This is a genomic window from Candidatus Njordibacter sp. Uisw_039 (assembly GCF_047730075.1).
Classification (GTDB): domain Bacteria; phylum Pseudomonadota; class Gammaproteobacteria; order Pseudomonadales; family Balneatricaceae; genus Njordibacter.
The window spans coordinates 2,965,590-2,981,172 of sequence record NZ_CP159831.1 but is presented as its reverse complement, the minus strand read 5'-3'; the positions used below and the strand labels follow the sequence as shown (position 1 = coordinate 2,981,172).

Annotated in this window: 16 protein-coding genes; all 16 read left to right on the top strand. The window is 44.3% G+C overall.

The annotated features are described in order from the left end of the window. The first annotated feature begins 194 nt into the window (after window positions 1–194). The 16 genes from rpmH to atpA all read left to right on the top strand — a co-directional run bounded on the left by rpmH (window position 195) and on the right by atpA (window position 15,574). Window positions 195–329 (top strand): 50S ribosomal protein L34, encoded by a 135-nt coding sequence (gene rpmH / locus ABXT70_RS14245; protein ID WP_443641129.1) that lies wholly within the window; start codon window positions 195–197, stop codon window positions 327–329. A 22-nt stretch (window positions 330–351) separates the two neighbouring features. Beyond that, window positions 352–729, top strand: a complete 378-nt coding sequence (gene rnpA, locus ABXT70_RS14240) for a ribonuclease P protein component (protein ID WP_443641128.1) — start codon at window positions 352–354, stop codon at window positions 727–729. Window positions 730–823: 94 nt separating this feature from the next. Further along, complete coding sequence (gene yidC / locus ABXT70_RS14235; RefSeq protein ID WP_443641127.1) at window positions 824–2,485, top strand: membrane protein insertase YidC; 1,662 nt, start codon at window positions 824–826, stop codon at window positions 2,483–2,485. Window positions 2,486–2,576: 91 nt separating this feature from the next. Continuing rightward, complete coding sequence (gene mnmE, locus ABXT70_RS14230) at window positions 2,577–3,935, top strand: tRNA uridine-5-carboxymethylaminomethyl(34) synthesis GTPase MnmE (protein WP_443641126.1); 1,359 nt, start codon at window positions 2,577–2,579, stop codon at window positions 3,933–3,935. 383 nt (window positions 3,936–4,318) lie between these two features. Then, window positions 4,319–4,993, top strand: coding sequence for a TIGR00153 family protein (locus tag ABXT70_RS14225; RefSeq protein ID WP_443641125.1), 675 nt, complete (start codon window positions 4,319–4,321; stop codon window positions 4,991–4,993). A 67-nt stretch (window positions 4,994–5,060) separates the two neighbouring features. Continuing rightward, window positions 5,061–6,335: an inorganic phosphate transporter gene (locus tag ABXT70_RS14220; protein ID WP_443641124.1), complete on the top strand. Its 1,275-nt coding sequence runs from the start codon at window positions 5,061–5,063 to the stop codon at window positions 6,333–6,335. A gap of 680 nt (window positions 6,336–7,015) precedes the next feature. Next, entirely contained in the window at window positions 7,016–8,908 is a 1,893-nt protein-coding gene (gene mnmG / locus ABXT70_RS14215) for a tRNA uridine-5-carboxymethylaminomethyl(34) synthesis enzyme MnmG (RefSeq protein WP_443641123.1), read from the top strand. A 2-nt stretch (window positions 8,909–8,910) separates the two neighbouring features. Next, entirely contained in the window at window positions 8,911–9,591 is a 681-nt protein-coding gene (rsmG, locus tag ABXT70_RS14210; RefSeq protein WP_443641122.1) for a 16S rRNA (guanine(527)-N(7))-methyltransferase RsmG, read from the top strand. Window positions 9,592–9,598: 7 nt separating this feature from the next. Further along, complete coding sequence (locus ABXT70_RS14205) at window positions 9,599–10,369, top strand: ParA family protein (RefSeq protein ID WP_443641121.1); 771 nt, start codon at window positions 9,599–9,601, stop codon at window positions 10,367–10,369. 9 nt (window positions 10,370–10,378) lie between these two features. Continuing rightward, on the top strand, window positions 10,379–11,251 hold the full coding sequence (locus ABXT70_RS14200) for a ParB/RepB/Spo0J family partition protein (protein WP_443641120.1): 873 nt from the start codon (window positions 10,379–10,381) through the stop codon (window positions 11,249–11,251). A 164-nt stretch (window positions 11,252–11,415) separates the two neighbouring features. Next, window positions 11,416–11,832: an ATP synthase subunit I gene (locus tag ABXT70_RS14195; RefSeq protein ID WP_443641119.1), complete on the top strand. Its 417-nt coding sequence runs from the start codon at window positions 11,416–11,418 to the stop codon at window positions 11,830–11,832. Window positions 11,833–11,840: 8 nt separating this feature from the next. Continuing rightward, window positions 11,841–12,659, top strand: a complete 819-nt coding sequence (gene atpB, locus ABXT70_RS14190) for a F0F1 ATP synthase subunit A (RefSeq protein WP_443641118.1) — start codon at window positions 11,841–11,843, stop codon at window positions 12,657–12,659. A gap of 52 nt (window positions 12,660–12,711) precedes the next feature. Continuing rightward, entirely contained in the window at window positions 12,712–12,942 is a 231-nt protein-coding gene (atpE, locus tag ABXT70_RS14185; protein WP_443641117.1) for a F0F1 ATP synthase subunit C, read from the top strand. Window positions 12,943–12,982: 40 nt separating this feature from the next. Then, complete coding sequence (locus ABXT70_RS14180) at window positions 12,983–13,453, top strand: F0F1 ATP synthase subunit B (protein ID WP_443641116.1); 471 nt, start codon at window positions 12,983–12,985, stop codon at window positions 13,451–13,453. Between the two features lie 17 nt (window positions 13,454–13,470). Then, the gene (locus ABXT70_RS14175) at window positions 13,471–14,013 is read left to right on the top strand and encodes a F0F1 ATP synthase subunit delta (RefSeq protein ID WP_443641115.1); all 543 of its coding nucleotides are present in this window, start codon (window positions 13,471–13,473) and stop codon (window positions 14,011–14,013) included. Between the two features lie 16 nt (window positions 14,014–14,029). Then, the gene (atpA, locus tag ABXT70_RS14170; RefSeq protein WP_443641114.1) at window positions 14,030–15,574 is read left to right on the top strand and encodes a F0F1 ATP synthase subunit alpha; all 1,545 of its coding nucleotides are present in this window, start codon (window positions 14,030–14,032) and stop codon (window positions 15,572–15,574) included. Window positions 15,575–15,583: the final 9 nt, after the last annotated feature.

Below are 15,583 nucleotides of genomic sequence, written 5' to 3'. Positions count from 1 at the left end.
TCCACAGGCACTGGTCGTTAAGAGTATATTAAGGCGTATCTTTTAGTACAAGTAAAAGAATTTAGTATAATTATGAAATTTAATAGCCTAAACAGCGAATCAGGCTTGCTATTAGAATTCCCCTCTCATATAATTTCGCCCCTAGATTTTCAATGCCTAACTTTTGGCCACTAACTAATTTTGCGAGACCGATCATGAAAAGAACGTTTCAACCTAGCGTCCTAAAGCGCAAGCGCAATCACGGTTTCCGTGCACGCATGTCAACTCCAGGCGGCCGTGCCATAATCAATGCCCGCCGAGCTAAAGGCCGCAAGAGCCTGAGCGCGTAAGCGACTGTTGCACGCCTAGCGTATGACTGAATTCGACTTTTCCCGGCAACGACGCCTGTTGAACGCTGGGGATTTTCGAAGGGTCTTTGACAAAGCCGAATTCAAAGTTTCGGACCAGCATCTACTGATCTTAGCCCGCCCAAGTTTACACGACCACTCCCGTCTGGGATTGGTTATTGCCAAAAAAGGTATAAAACTGGCTGTTCACCGTAACCGTGTTAAGCGTGTTTTACGTGATAGTTTTAGAACCTCGTGCACGCAAACTAACGAATTTCCCCTTCCCTTGGACATTGTTATCTTGTCCAGAAAAGGCTTCGGCGAACTCGACAATGCCACCGTGCACCGCTTAATTATCAAGCAATGGGCAAGATTACGTAAAAAAACCCTACAAACTGGCTAGATTTAGCACACTTGCATGGCCTGCCCATTGCCAATAGGCACACAGGCTCTATAATCGACTTCTTTTACAATACAACTAACGACGATTTGTTTCTATGGATTTTCAACGTATTATTCTAATTGCGGGTGCCGCCATCATCTCTTACTTGATGGTACTGCAGTGGAACCAAGATTACGGTACCCAAGCCGAAGCCCCTCAACAAGTCACCAGTGTTTCTGCCTATGATACCGAAGCCGTAAGCACGGATTTTGCCGTAGCTGCACAGCCAAGCAATAATACCGGCGTTACGGTAACTCAAACTGAAAACGCCAGTGCCGGATTACTTATTGAGGTTAAAACTGACACCCTACAAGTTGTCATTGACACTCAGGGTGGCGACATTATCCAGGCCTCACTGCTTGATTACCTAGCAGAAATGGATCATTCTGATGTACCGTTTACGCTGTTAGAACAAAACCAACAGCGTACCTATGTGGCTCAGAGCGGGTTAGTTGGGATTAACGGTACTGATCTCAAGTCACGCCCGATATTTAAAGCGCCGCAGTTGGCATACGAACTGTTAGATGGTCAGCAAGATTTAGAGGTAGTGCTAAGCCTAACAGACGAAAGTGGTGCAGTGATCAACAAGATCTACACCTTTACACGCGGTAGCCACCTAATAAACTTAACTTACGCTGTAGACAACCGTGGCAGTCAGCCTTGGTCGGCTAACCTATTTGGGCAAATTAAACGTGACCGTTCTGGCGATCCTAGCGCTTCTGGCGGCATGGGCATGTCTGCCTACCTAGGCCCAGCTTTTTCCTTTCCAGACGACAAGTATTATCGTTACGATTTCGATGACATGGACGATGCCAACTTACAACGCAGTGCACCGGGTGGTTGGGTTGGCATGCTGCAACACTACTTTGTAAGTGCTTGGGTACCTAACCCAGAGCAGCAACATAACTACAGCACACGTGTTAATAAAAACACCTATATTGCTGGTTTTGTTAGCCCAGCCTTAGAATTACAAGTAGGTCAATCTGGTGCTACTTCAGCTGACTTTTATGCCGGACCTAAGATCCAGGCGGACCTTGAAGCGATTTCTGAAAACCTAGACTTAGTGGTTGATTACGGTTGGTTATGGTGGGTTTCTCAACCTTTATTCTACTTGTTGAACACCATGTTTGGGTTCGTCGGTAACTGGGGTGTGGCCATCTTATTGGTAACTCTGTGTGTTAAAGCGTTCTTCTTTTACCCGTCAGCTATTTCGTACCGCTCAATGGCCAAGATGCGTGCATTAGCGCCTGAGATTGCCAAGCTGAAAGAGAAATTTGGCGACGATCGTGCCAAGATGTCTCAAGGTATGATGGAGCTTTACAAGCGCGAGAAAGCTAATCCTTTAAGCGGCTGTTTCCCTATTATTATTCAAATGCCGGTATTTATTGGGTTGTACTGGATGTTGATGGAAACTGTTGAGCTACGTCATGCTCCATTCTTCCTTTGGATCCAAGATCTCTCCGTACAAGATCCATATTTTGTGTTGCCACTGCTCATGGGCGGCACCATGTTCATCCAACAGATGCTCAACCCAACGCCTCCAGACCCCATGCAGGCCAAGATAATGAAGATGTTGCCTATAGTGTTTACAATCTTTTTCCTTTGGTTTCCTGCCGGTCTTGTTTTATACTGGGTGTGCAACAATGTCTTGTCGATCGCACAACAATATGTGATTACCAAGCGTATTGAAAAAGCCATGGCTGAGCGTAAACATTAACCTCTTGCCCTAAACATGATACAAAGGCCTCCTAGTGAGGCCTTTTTTGTAGTTATTACACCCTCTTTGTATCACAGGAGCCCTTACCACTTTGCAATCAGATCTAGATACTATCTGTGCTCAAACCACGCCGCCAGGCCGTGGTGGTGTGGGCATTATTCGCCTATCTGGGCCCAAGGCCCTAGCCTATGGTCAAAAGTTAAGCCGAAACCAAGGTATACTCCGCCATGCTCATTACGGCCCTTTTTTGGACATGGAAGGTGTACAGGTTGATGCGGGCATAAGCCTTTATTTTAAAGCCCCCGACTCCTTCACTGGTGAAGATGTGTTTGAATTTCAGGGCCATGGTGGGCAAGTGGTCATGGACGTTTTACAACGAGAACTCACCCTATTAGGCGCTCGTATGGCTAGGCCTGGAGAGTTTTCTGAACGTGCCTTTCTGAATGACAAAATGGACCTCGCCCAAGCAGAGTCCATTGCCGATTTAATAGATGCTAGCTCAGAGCAAGCCGCAAGAAACGCCTTACGTTCTTTGCAGGGGGTATTTTCTACCCATATCAATAGATTATTGGAAAGTCTTATATACCTGCGTCTATATGTAGAAGCTGCTATTGATTTTCCAGAAGAAGAGATCGACTTTTTAGCCGATGGTAAGGTAGCAACACTATTAGATAACGCTCAGTCAGACTTGGATCACTTGTTACAGAAGGCACATCAAGGCAGCTTATTACAAGAAGGCATGCAAGTGGTGATCGCAGGCGCTCCTAACGCTGGCAAATCAAGTTTACTCAATGCACTAGCCGGTCAAGACCGCGCCATCGTCACAGACATTGCAGGCACCACGCGCGATATCTTAAAAGAGTCGATCAATATCGACGGCTTACCGTTACATATTTTAGATACTGCGGGTTTGCGTGAAAGCCCTGACAAGGTAGAACAAATTGGTATTGAGCGTGCCGTCGAAGCCATTGTTCAAGCTGACCAGATTTTATTGCTCCAAGATGCCCAGGACAAGACCTCGCCGCAACAGCACTGGCAAAGTTTGATGGGTGCACAACCTATACCCAACCAGCTTACCTTGGTACGCAATAAAATAGACCTCTCAGACCACTTACCTAAGCTAATCCAAATCGATGGTATAGACTGCATTTACCTAAGTGCAAAGCAAGGCCAAGGGCTAGATTTACTTAGGTCTCAGCTGAAACAAGCGGTCGGTTATCAAACTACTTTAGAGGGTGGCTTTAGTGCCCGCAGACGTCATTTGGACGCCTTACGCAGATGTAGATCACTGTTGCGAGAAGGTGCCAAGCAATTGGCTTACAGCCAGGCTGGTGAGTTATTAGCTGAGGACTTACGCTTAGCACAAGAATGTTTAAACGAAATTACTGGTAGTTTTACAAGCGATGACTTATTAGGCCGTATTTTTGGATCATTTTGTATCGGAAAATAATTATACATATTCAGTGATTAACACAGTTAATGTATCGAAGATTAGGTTGATATCGAATACATCATCACCTACAGCCTAAAGAGAGCTGATGTGTGAGCAACTAAAGGTAGACGCCAAAACCTATCCCAAAGGAACCATTATGTTGTCAGATGGTAGTGAGAAGTAGATGATATCGATGGCGTTAATTGATCTGCAAAAGAGTAGAAAAACAAACCTTAAGCTAGACCACACTATTAGCTAAAATTAAAATCATATTAGGCAAAAAGCAGCCGGCAAAAAATACTATCTTGGGGATCATTGCATCTAGAGCTTGATGCCTATACATAAGGTACCTATAATGCCGAGCAACTTTAACTACCCTGCCCTTTGTAAAGGAAGTTCACATGGTAAATCCCATTCTTAGTTTGTTTGGCCACTCACCCATCAAACCATTACAAAACCACATGCACACTGTGTTGCAGTGCGTGGAACTATTAATCCCTTTCTTTCAAGCCATAATCAAAGAAGACTGGGAAACCGTAGAAGCCTGTTATAATTCCATTGCCGAGTTTGAAGGCCACGCCGATAATCAGAAACAAGATATCCGCCTTCACTTACCCAAAAGCTTGTTCATGCCCATTAACCGTTCAGACCTTATCCATCTGCTAAGTAAGCAAGATAAAATTTGTAACACTGCAAAAGACATTGCCGGCATCATGCTGGGTCGCAAACAGGTTGTACCTAAGAAAATTGCTACAGATATGACTGCATACGTAAAATCTGCTGTGGCTGTGGCTGTGGAAGCAAAGGTGGTGATTGATGAGCTTGATGAACTAATTGGTTCAGGGTTTGGTGGCCGCGAAATTGACCGCATCAACCGCTGCATTACCAAACTAGAAAAAGCAGAAGACAAAAACGATAAACGTCAAATCACCCTGCGGGCAAAGTTACATGAAATTGAAACCAGCCTACCACCCATCGATGCCATGTTTATGTATAAGACTATCGAAGCTATTGGCAACCTAGCCGACCACGCACAAAGTGCTGGAGAGCAAATCCAAGTCATCATCGCTCGATAAATGCCAATTATAAGCGCCTAGATACATACGGATAACACATACACTGCGTAGTTTCGAGAAAAATATTATGGAAGTTTTAAACGAATACGGTCAAATTTTACTCATCCTAGCCATTGTCTTTGGTGTTTTTATGGCTTGGGGTGTAGGTGCAAATGACGTGGCTAACGCCATGGGTACTTCAGTTGGCTCTGGCGCTATTACATTAAAGCAAGCCATCATTATAGCGATGATCTTTGAATTCGCAGGCGCCTACCTAGCAGGAGGCGAAGTAACAGCCACCATTCGTAAAGGCATTATTGATCCTCTTACTTTACAAGGTACGCCAGAATACTTGGTGTACGGTATGCTCTCAGCGCTTCTCGCTGCAGGTACTTGGTTGTTAATTGCCTCCATGTTAGGTTGGCCAGTATCTACCACCCATTCAATTGTAGGTGCCATCGTTGGCTTTGCCGCCGTTGCCATTTCTGTAGATGCTGTGAGTTGGGGCAAAGTTGGCACCATCGCGGCCAGTTGGATCGTTTCACCCCTGCTAGCAGGCATGATTTCCTACATGTTATTCAGGAGTGTTCAGCGTCTCATCTTAGACACTGAAACGCCATTTGAAAATGCCAAACGCTACATACCTATGTACATGTTTATGGTAGGTTTTATGATCACTATGGTGACGTTAATTAAGGGCCTAAAACATGTATTTAAAGACATTGGTTTTAGCCTAAACTACTTTGAAATGTCGTTGGCGGCAGCTGCAGTTGGCCTTGTGGTTTCTGTGGTCGGCAGCATGATGTTGGCCCGTGTAAAGCGTAACAAAGACATTGAGTATGAAGATCGCTTTGCTAACGTAGAAAAAGTCTTTGCTGTGTTGATGATCTTCACTGCTTGCGCCATGGCTTTTGCCCACGGTTCAAACGATGTAGCCAATGCTGTTGGCCCGATGGCTGCCGCCATCACTACTATAAAATCTGGCGCAGTTTCCGCCAAATCCAGCATGCCTGCATGGATACTTTTAGTGGGTGGTGTGGGTATTGTTGTTGGCCTTGTTACCTACGGCTATAAGGTAATGGCTACCATCGGTACCAAGATTACAGAACTAACTCCTAGCCGTGGCTTTGCAGCAGAGTTAGGCGCCTCTGCAACGGTTGTACTTGCCTCCGGTATTGGTTTACCAATCTCCACTACCCATACCCTAGTAGGCGCGGTATTAGGTGTAGGTTTAGCCCGTGGTTTAGCTGCAATTAACTTACGTACCGTGGCAACCATCTTTACTTCATGGATTATTACTCTGCCTGCCGGGGCAATCTTATCTATCCTTTTCTTCTATATATTTAAGGCTGTTTTTTCTTAATTTTAAGCAATAGTAATACTAACAAAAAGCCCAAGTTCATCTCCACGTCTTGGGCTTTTTTGTTACTTTATTAAGTTAATTAGGTCATAAAAGTGAAATCAATGCCGCTAATTTAGTATTTTTCCAAAAATATATAAAATTTCACAAACATACTTATGCCCAAGTTACCCATACCTTAAGTAAATTTTTAGTGTTATTTATCCACCTAAGTTGAAATACACAGAAGCAGTCTGTTAAGTAGTTTAATACACCTATCCACAAATAGTGTCACAATCACTTCTACATTAATCTAGAAGAATAAAACTATAGTTAATTATCTACTTAAAAGCTGTGAATAAATTGGGATCCTACACATCACTAAACTGTGTATAAATTAATCTTGTGGATAACCACCTAAGTTATACACAATTCAGCAGCAGCTTTTGTGACCTTTAGTCACACTAGATTAACAGGCTTATCCTTGTGTTATTTTATTGTATTTAAATGGTTTATTTAACTTATACATAAAAAACCTATTCCTTAATAATAACAACAATAACAATATAAAATATATATACTTCTTAAACACATATTACTAACTAACACTTAAAATAAATCAAATTTCTGAACATTTATTAACCACGATAAAAAAGTTATACTAGCCTGCTAATGGTAAGTTTTTAATTGGTAAGGAATAGCAAGTGGATTTTCCCTCACGTTTTGATGTCATTGTTATTGGTGGTGGTCACGCTGGTACAGAAGCAGCGCTAGCCAGTGCTCGTTTGGGGGCGCAAACCTTACTTTTGACCCATAACATGGACACCTTGGGACAAATGTCATGCAACCCTGCGATCGGTGGTATTGGTAAAAGCCACTTAGTACGAGAGATTGACGCTTTTGATGGCGCTATGGCTAGGGCCACAGATCTTGCTGGCATCCAATTTCGCGTATTAAATTCACGCAAGGGCCCAGCCGTAAGGGCAACAAGAGCTCAAGCAGACCGGGGCCTGTATCGCAATGCTATTCGCCAAACCCTAGAACAACAACAAAATCTTTACATTTTTCAACAATCTGTAGATGACTTAATCATCGAACAAGATCAGGTGGTTGGAGCTAAAACCAACATGGGTTTAAGTTTTCATGCCCAACAAGTTGTTATGACTACAGGCACTTTCCTTGGCGGAATTATTCATATAGGTATGCAGCAAAGCCAAGGTGGCCGCGCGGGTGATCCACCAGCTAATGCATTAGCACAACGACTTAGGGAAAGACCCTTTCGTATTGAGCGCCTAAAAACTGGAACACCGCCACGTATTGATCGTCGAACTGTAGATTTTAGTGTAATGCAAGAACAACCAGGGGACACCCCTACACCGGTAATGTCTATGCTTGGAAAGGTGAGTGATCATCCACAACAAGTGCCCTGTCATATTACCCATACCAACATTAATACCCATAATATGATCCGAAATAGTTTGGATCGCTCACCCTTGTATGCAGGTGTTATTGAAGGGGTTGGACCACGTTACTGTCCATCGATTGAAGATAAGATAATGCGCTTTGCTGATAAAGACAGCCACCAAATATTCGTTGAGCCTGAAGGCTTAAATAGCATTGAACTCTACCCTAATGGTATTTCTACTAGCTTGCCTTTTGATGTTCAGCTGGATTTTGTAAGGTCTATTGTAGGTTTTGAAAACGCCCATATTGTGCGTCCTGGTTACGCAATTGAATACGATTATTTTAATCCACAGGATCTAAGACCTACTTTAGAAACCAAATTAATTAACGGATTATATTTTGCTGGCCAAATCAATGGCACCACTGGGTACGAAGAAGCTGGAGCCCAGGGTTTACTGGCCGGAACCAATGCAGGCTTAAGAGCTTTAGACAAGGAGCCTTGGACAGCACGTCGTGATCAAGCATATCTAGGGGTAATGGTCGATGACCTAGTAACCAACGGTACTCAAGAACCTTACAGAATGTTCACCAGCCGCGCAGAATATCGTCTTTTATTACGAGAAGACAACGCCGACCAGCGGTTAACAGAAATTGGCTACAAACTTGGATTGGTAGGGGAACAACGTTGGCGAACTTTTAACGAAAAATGCGAAGCCATTGAACAGCGTAAAAAATTAATGAGAGAGACTAAAATAACTCTTCATAACGAGTTAGGCAGAACGTTAGAACCTTTGTTAGCTCAGCCTTTGAGTAAAGATACCAATTTGTTAGACATACTCAAACGCCCTGAACTCAATTACCCGAAGCTCCATCAAGCTGCTGAATTATCAGATGTAGACCCAATAGTAGGTGAACAAATAGAAATAGATATTAAGTACGCGGGATATATAGATCGTCAAAAAGAAGATGTTGAGCGTCTGAAACGCCACGAGTCTACCGTAATTCCTGCCGATTTTAACTACCAAAGTGTGCACGGTCTATCTAACGAAGCGACTGCTAAGCTAGAAGAAATTCGGCCAGATAATTTGGGTATGGCTAGCCGAATACAAGGTGTAACGCCAGCCGCTCTTTCTTTGTTGTTAATTTACCTCAAGAAACATAAGCTGAAATACAAAGTCGATTTGGCCGTATAGCAATGATTCTGTCGACTCCGGCATTAGATCTAATTCAGACCCACATACAGTGGCGCAATTTAATTAATAAAGGCAGCAAATCACTTTTAATACCTTTGTCTGAAAACCAGCTTAATGTTCTTGTTAGTTATATTGAGCAACTGGTTAAGTGGAACAAAGCCTATAACCTAACGGCCATTCGTGACCCGCTGGAAATGATCAAGTTACATTTATTTGACAGCCTTGCTATCTTAGACTCTTTGTCCAAGCTAGATGGTCAACGTTTTATTGATATCGGCACTGGTGCAGGATTACCGGGTATGGTTTTAGCTATCATCTGGCCACATAAAACTGTCCACTTACTCGACACCAACGGTAAAAAGGCACGCTTCCTTACCCACTTTAAGCACCTCCATCAACTCGACAACATTGAAGTAGTGAATCAACGATGTGAGACTTATTCGCCAGATCTCAACTACGATATTGTGTTATCAAGGGCCTTCGCATCAATTAAAGATATGCTAGAAGGTTGCCAGCATTTAGTCACAGAAGAGGGTGTGTTCGTGGCTATGAAAGGCACTTATCCTCAACAAGAAGTGGATGCTATACCCGCAAACTATAGCCTGCTAAACTGTCAAACCTTGCAGGTACCAGGCGTAGATGCAGAGCGCCACCTGTTAACCATTAAAAAGCAATTAGTATAGGTCAATTGTGAGCAAAGTCATTGCTATAACTAATCAAAAAGGTGGTGTGGGTAAAACCACCACCTGTGTTAACTTAGCGGCATCACTAGTAGCCACTAAACGACGGATACTAGTCATTGATTTAGATCCTCAGGGCAATACCACCATGGGTAGTGGCATTGAAAAGAACACCTTGCGCTACTCTGTGCTCGATGTCCTCACACAGAGGGTAGACATAAACCAAGTATTGCAGATCAATACCCCAGCAGGCTATGACTTGTTGCCCTCAAACAGTGACCTAACAGCAGCCGAAGTTGAACTGATTCAGGTGGACAAAAAAGAGGCTCGATTAAAAATCGCCTTAAGCCAGTTACAACACCGCTATGATTTTGTCTTGATCGACTGTCCGCCTTCTTTAAACATGCTCACTGTTAATGCCTTGGCCTGTGCCAACAGCGTATTAGTCCCTATGCAGTGTGAGTATTACGCATTGGAAGGAATTAGCGCTTTGCTAAACACCGTAAAGCTTATCAAAAACAACCTTAATCCAAATTTAGTGATTGAAGGTATACTACGCACCATGTATGACCCACGTAGTAGCCTAACCAACGATGTGTCACACCAATTGGTCAATCACTTTGGTGATTTAGTCTACCGCACCATCATCCCTCGCAATGTGCGTTTAGCAGAGGCCCCCAGCCACGGATTGCCAGCACTGATGTATGATAAGCATTCTCGTGGCGCTGTAGCTTATTTGGCATTAGCTAGCGAATTTATTCGTCAACAAGAAAAAAAATAGAGCAGTATTATGGTTAAAAAACGTGGCCTCAATCGTGGTTTAGAAGCCTTACTTCAAGGAGCGGGTAGCCTTGATGTTGATTTAACACAAAATCAACCGAAGGAAAAAGATGGTTTACAACAACTACCTGTGGAGTGGATTCAGCGTGGTGTTTATCAGCCGCGAAGAGATATGGATCCAGAAGCCCTAGAGGAATTGGCGGCATCAATTCGCGTACATGGCATTATGCAACCTATTGTTGTCCGTACTGTGGGTATAGATCGGTATGAAATTATTGCTGGCGAGCGCCGCTGGCGCGCTGCCCAACTGGCAGAACTAGACAGCATCCCTGCCCTTATTAAAGAAGTGCCGGACGAAGATGCCATTGCCATGGCTTTAATTGAGAATATTCAACGTGAAGATCTTAATGCCATGGAAGAAGCCTTTGCATTACAACGTTTACAGAATGAGTTTGAACTCACGCAGCAGCAAGTAGCCGACGCAGTGGGTAAATCCCGCAGTGCCATCGCTAATTTATTGCGTTTATTACAGCTAAGTGAACCTGTACGACTGATGCTAGAGCGGGGCGACTTAGAAATGGGTCATGCGCGTTCTTTGTTGGCACTGGAAGAAGACCAACAATTACAATCAGCCCGTGAAGTTGTGGCTAAAGGTCTGTCGGTACGTCAAACCGAAGAGTTAGTACGTAAAGCGCAGCAAGAGCCAAAAGTTGTTACAAAACAAGCACCCGATGCAGATATACACAGTCTGCAAGATCGTTTATCCGATGCTATAGGTGCTGCCGTCAGCATCACACAATCGGCCAAAGGCAAAGGCAAGCTAACCATTAGCTATGCAACCTTAGACCAACTCGATGGCATCATAGCAAGGCTTGAGCCCTAGTAAGACGGGACTATTGTCTCACTTATGTATAATCGCAATACAACTTTAAAAAAGGAAAATTGTTGAGGTTTTAAAACAAACACCCTATAATTCCGTGCGCTGTGATTGTAGAAGCTCTCACAGCTAATATTTAGACTGGCAACCAACGGATTTTTTAAGCACTTATGGCGCTAAATAAAGCCCCCAATTGGTTGCAAAAAACATTAACCTATCAGGCCCTTGTAGTGGCACTGATTGGAGTGGGTTTATCTATAACAGACTGGGTTACGGGAATGTCCGTGATTCTTGGTGGTGCCATTTACAGCCTACCTGCTTATTGGGCCTTGAGGCGAGAGTTTGCGCGCGGTAACAAACGCAACTCAACTCCAAAAGCTACAGCAGACGCAAAGCTAACCTTGGTGCAAATGTACGGCAACGAAATGCTTAAACTAACCTTAACTGTAGTTTTGTTCGGTTTAGCATTCGGTTTAGTTAGCCCACTAAACCCTTTAGCCTTGCTATTAGCCTTTATTGGCTCCCATTTACTTGCAGCAATGTTGCCAGTGGTTATAGATAAACAAACTTCTACGAAATCAAAGTGAGATAAAGCATGGCTAGTGGCATGACGTCCTCTGAGTATATCGCTCATCACCTGACTAACTTAACCTATGGCAACCATCCGGATAACGGATGGAGTTTTGCACATTCTGCTCAAGAGGCCTCAGAAATGGGCTTTATGGCCATTAATGTGGATTCTATGGCTTGGTCAATTGGTCTTGGCACATTTTTCATCTGGTTATTTAGCCGCGTAGCTAGAACAGCCACTACAGGTGTACCTTCTGGTACCCAAAACTTCGTTGAGATGATTATCGAATTTGTGGATGAAAACGTGAAAAACGTATTCCACCACAAAAACGCCCTCATTGCCCCCATGGCTCTGACCATTTTTGTGTGGGTGTTCTTGATGAACTTGATGGACTTGATCCCAGTTGATTGGATTCCATCCATCGCTGGCATGATGGGCATTCACTTCATGAAGATTGTACCTTCTACAGACTTAAACGTGACCCTAGGCATGTCCTTGGCGGTGTTTATTTTGATCATATTTTACTCTATTCAGCAAAAAGGCATTGGCGGATTTTTAGCCGAGCTTAGCTTACAGCCTTTAGGCAAGTGGGCCCTACCTTTCAACTTGTTCCTAGAGTTGGTAGGTTTAATTGCTAAACCTATTTCATTAGCTTTGCGCTTGTTCGGTAACATGTACGCTGGAGAAATGATCTTTATTCTGATTGCACTACTACCCTTCTGGGCACAGTGGTTGTTATCGGTGCCGTGGGCCCTGTTCCACATCCTAATCATCACTTTGCAGGCATTCATCTTTATGGTGCTAACCATTGTGTATTTGGCGATGGCTCACGACCATCATTAATCAGTACCCTTTTACTTTTAACTACTAATCTCACTTAAACTGGAGAAACAAAATGGAAATGGCATTATTGTATATTGCTGGTGCATTGATCTTGGGCATGTCTGCCGTTGGCGCAGCTGTTGGTATCGGCGTTTTAGGAGGTAAGTTTTTGGAAGGCGCAGCGCGTCAACCAGAATTGATCCCTTTACTACGTACACAGTTTTTCATCATGATGGGTCTTACCGACGCGGTTCCTATGATCGGTGTAGGTATTAGCCTTTACATCATGTTTGCGGTTGCCTAAAGGTCATCTTTAACCAACCCATACGTATGGAGGTCTTGCCATGAATATGAACATGACAATTATCGGGCAGATCATTTCTTTTATTATCTTCGTGTACTTGTGCATGAAGTACGTTTGGCCACCGCTTACTGCGGCTTTGGCAGAACGTCAAAAGAAGATCGCTGAAGGTTTAGATGCAGCTGATAAGGCTGCACGCGAACTTGAAGAAGCTCAGCAGTCTGTGGAAGCAGTGCTGCAAGAAAGCAAAGCGCAAGCAGCTACTCTTATTGAGCAAGCTAACAAACGCGCTAGTCAGATCGTTGATGAAGCTAAAGAAACAGCTCAAGCCGAAGCCGACCGCATTAAAACGGCAGCTGCAGCCGACGTTGAACAGGAAGTAAACCGTGCCAAAGAAGTGCTTCGCGCTCAAGTCGCAACACTTGTTGTTGCTGGTGCAGAAAAAATCCTGGGCGCATCAATTGATGTAAACAACCACCAAGAGCTTGTCGATAAGTTGGCAGCCGAACTGTAAGAAAAGAGAGGTTAACGATGGCTGAATCCATTACTGTTGCCCGTCCTTACACCAAGGCCGCTTTCGAGACGGCATTGGCCCAAGGCGACTTGGGTAGCTGGTCGGAATTTTTGAACATGGCTGCAGCGGTAGTTGCGGATCCAAGTTTAGCCCAAGTTTTGGATAATCCAGAACTGACGGCAGCAGAAAAAGCCCAGCTAGTGACAGACGTAGTAAACGGCAGTCACCCTGTATCTCAACAAGCACAGAATTTTCTGAACTTGTTGGCCGAAAACAAGCGCTTGTCATTGCTACCCGAGGTTTCTAATTTATATGAAACCTTAAAGGCAAATCAGGAACAGTCGATAGACGTATCTATCGTCAGTGCCTTTGATTTAGGCAATGAGCAACAAGATAAATTGGCTCAAGCATTAAACGCCATGTTGTCTCGCGAAATTAACATAACTAGTACTACCGACGCGTCATTGCTCGGTGGTGTCATAGTCCACGCGGGCGACCTAGTGATTGATGGTTCCGTTAAAGGCAAACTAGGCAAATTGGCTGAGGCCATGAATGCCTGAGTGTGAGGAATAAAGCATGCAACAACTGAATCCTTCAGAGATCAGTGAAATCATCAAGAAGCGTATAGAGCAACTTGATGTTTCATCTGAAGCCCAAAATGAGGGCACAATCGTTAGCGTAGCCGATGGTATCGTATTGATCCACGGCTTAGCTGACGCAATGTACGGGGAAATGATTGAATTCCCTGGTGGTGTATACGGTATGGCCATGAACTTGGAGCGCGACTCTGTTGGCGCTGTAGTTCTAGGTGATTACGAAGATTTGGTCGAAGGCCAAACCGCTCGTTGTACTGGCCGTATCCTAGAAGTCCCTGTAGGCCCTGAATTACTGGGTCGTGTAGTAGACGGTCTAGGTATCGCTATTGATGGCAAAGGTCCGATTAACACTGATCTAACTGATGCTGTTGAGAAAGTAGCCCCAGGTGTAATCGAACGTAAATCTGTAGACCAGCCAGTACAGACAGGCCTTAAGGCGATTGACGCCATGGTTCCTGTAGGGCGTGGCCAGCGCGAATTAATTATTGGAGACCGCCAGACTGGTAAGTCTGCCATCGCTATCGATGCCATTATCAACCAAAAGGACACTGGTGTTAAGTGTGTCTACGTGGCCATTGGCCAGAAGCAATCTACCATTGCTAACGTAGTGCGTAAGCTAGAAGAACACGGCGCCATGGCTCATACCATCGTTGTAAACGCAGGTGCTGCTGACTCAGCGGCCATGCAGTTCTTATCGCCTTACGCTGGTTGTACTATGGGTGAATACTTCCGTGATCGCGGTGAAGACGCATTGATCGTATTTGATGACCTGACCAAGCAAGCTTGGGCTTACCGTCAAATCTCTTTGCTACTTCGTCGTCCTCCAGGACGTGAAGCATATCCTGGTGATGTATTCTATTTGCACTCTCGCTTACTTGAGCGTGCATCTCGTGTAAACGCAGAATACGTAGAAGCATTCACTAATGGTGAAGTAAAAGGTAAGACCGGTTCTTTAACTGCACTACCTATTATCGAAACCCAAGGTGGTGACGTATCGGCCTTCGTACCGACTAACGTAATCTCTATCACCGACGGCCAGATTTTCTTGGAAACTGACTTGTTTAACGCCGGTATCCGCCCAGCCATTAATGCTGGTTTGTCTGTATCCCGTGTAGGTGGTGCAGCACAAACTAAAGTCATCAAGAAATTGGGTGGCGGTATTCGTTTGGCTTTGGCTCAATACCGTGAATTGGCAGCCTTCTCTCAGTTTGCTTCTGACTTGGATGACGCGACTCGCGCCCAGTTAGAGCACGGTCAAAGTGTGACCGAGCTGATGAAGCAGCACCAGTACTCGCCAATGAGCGTTGCCGAAATGGCAGTCAGCCTATTTGCAGCTAACGAAGGTTTCCTTACAGACATAGCTCTTAACAAGGTTGGTGACTTCGAAGCCGCTCTAATTTCTTACATGAACAGCGAGCATAGCGCCGTAATGAGCCAGGTGAATGAATCTGGTAACTTTAACGACGACATCGCCGCTTCTTTTAAGTCTGCATTAGAGCAGTTTAAGGCAACTCAAACTTGGTAGTGGCTTACG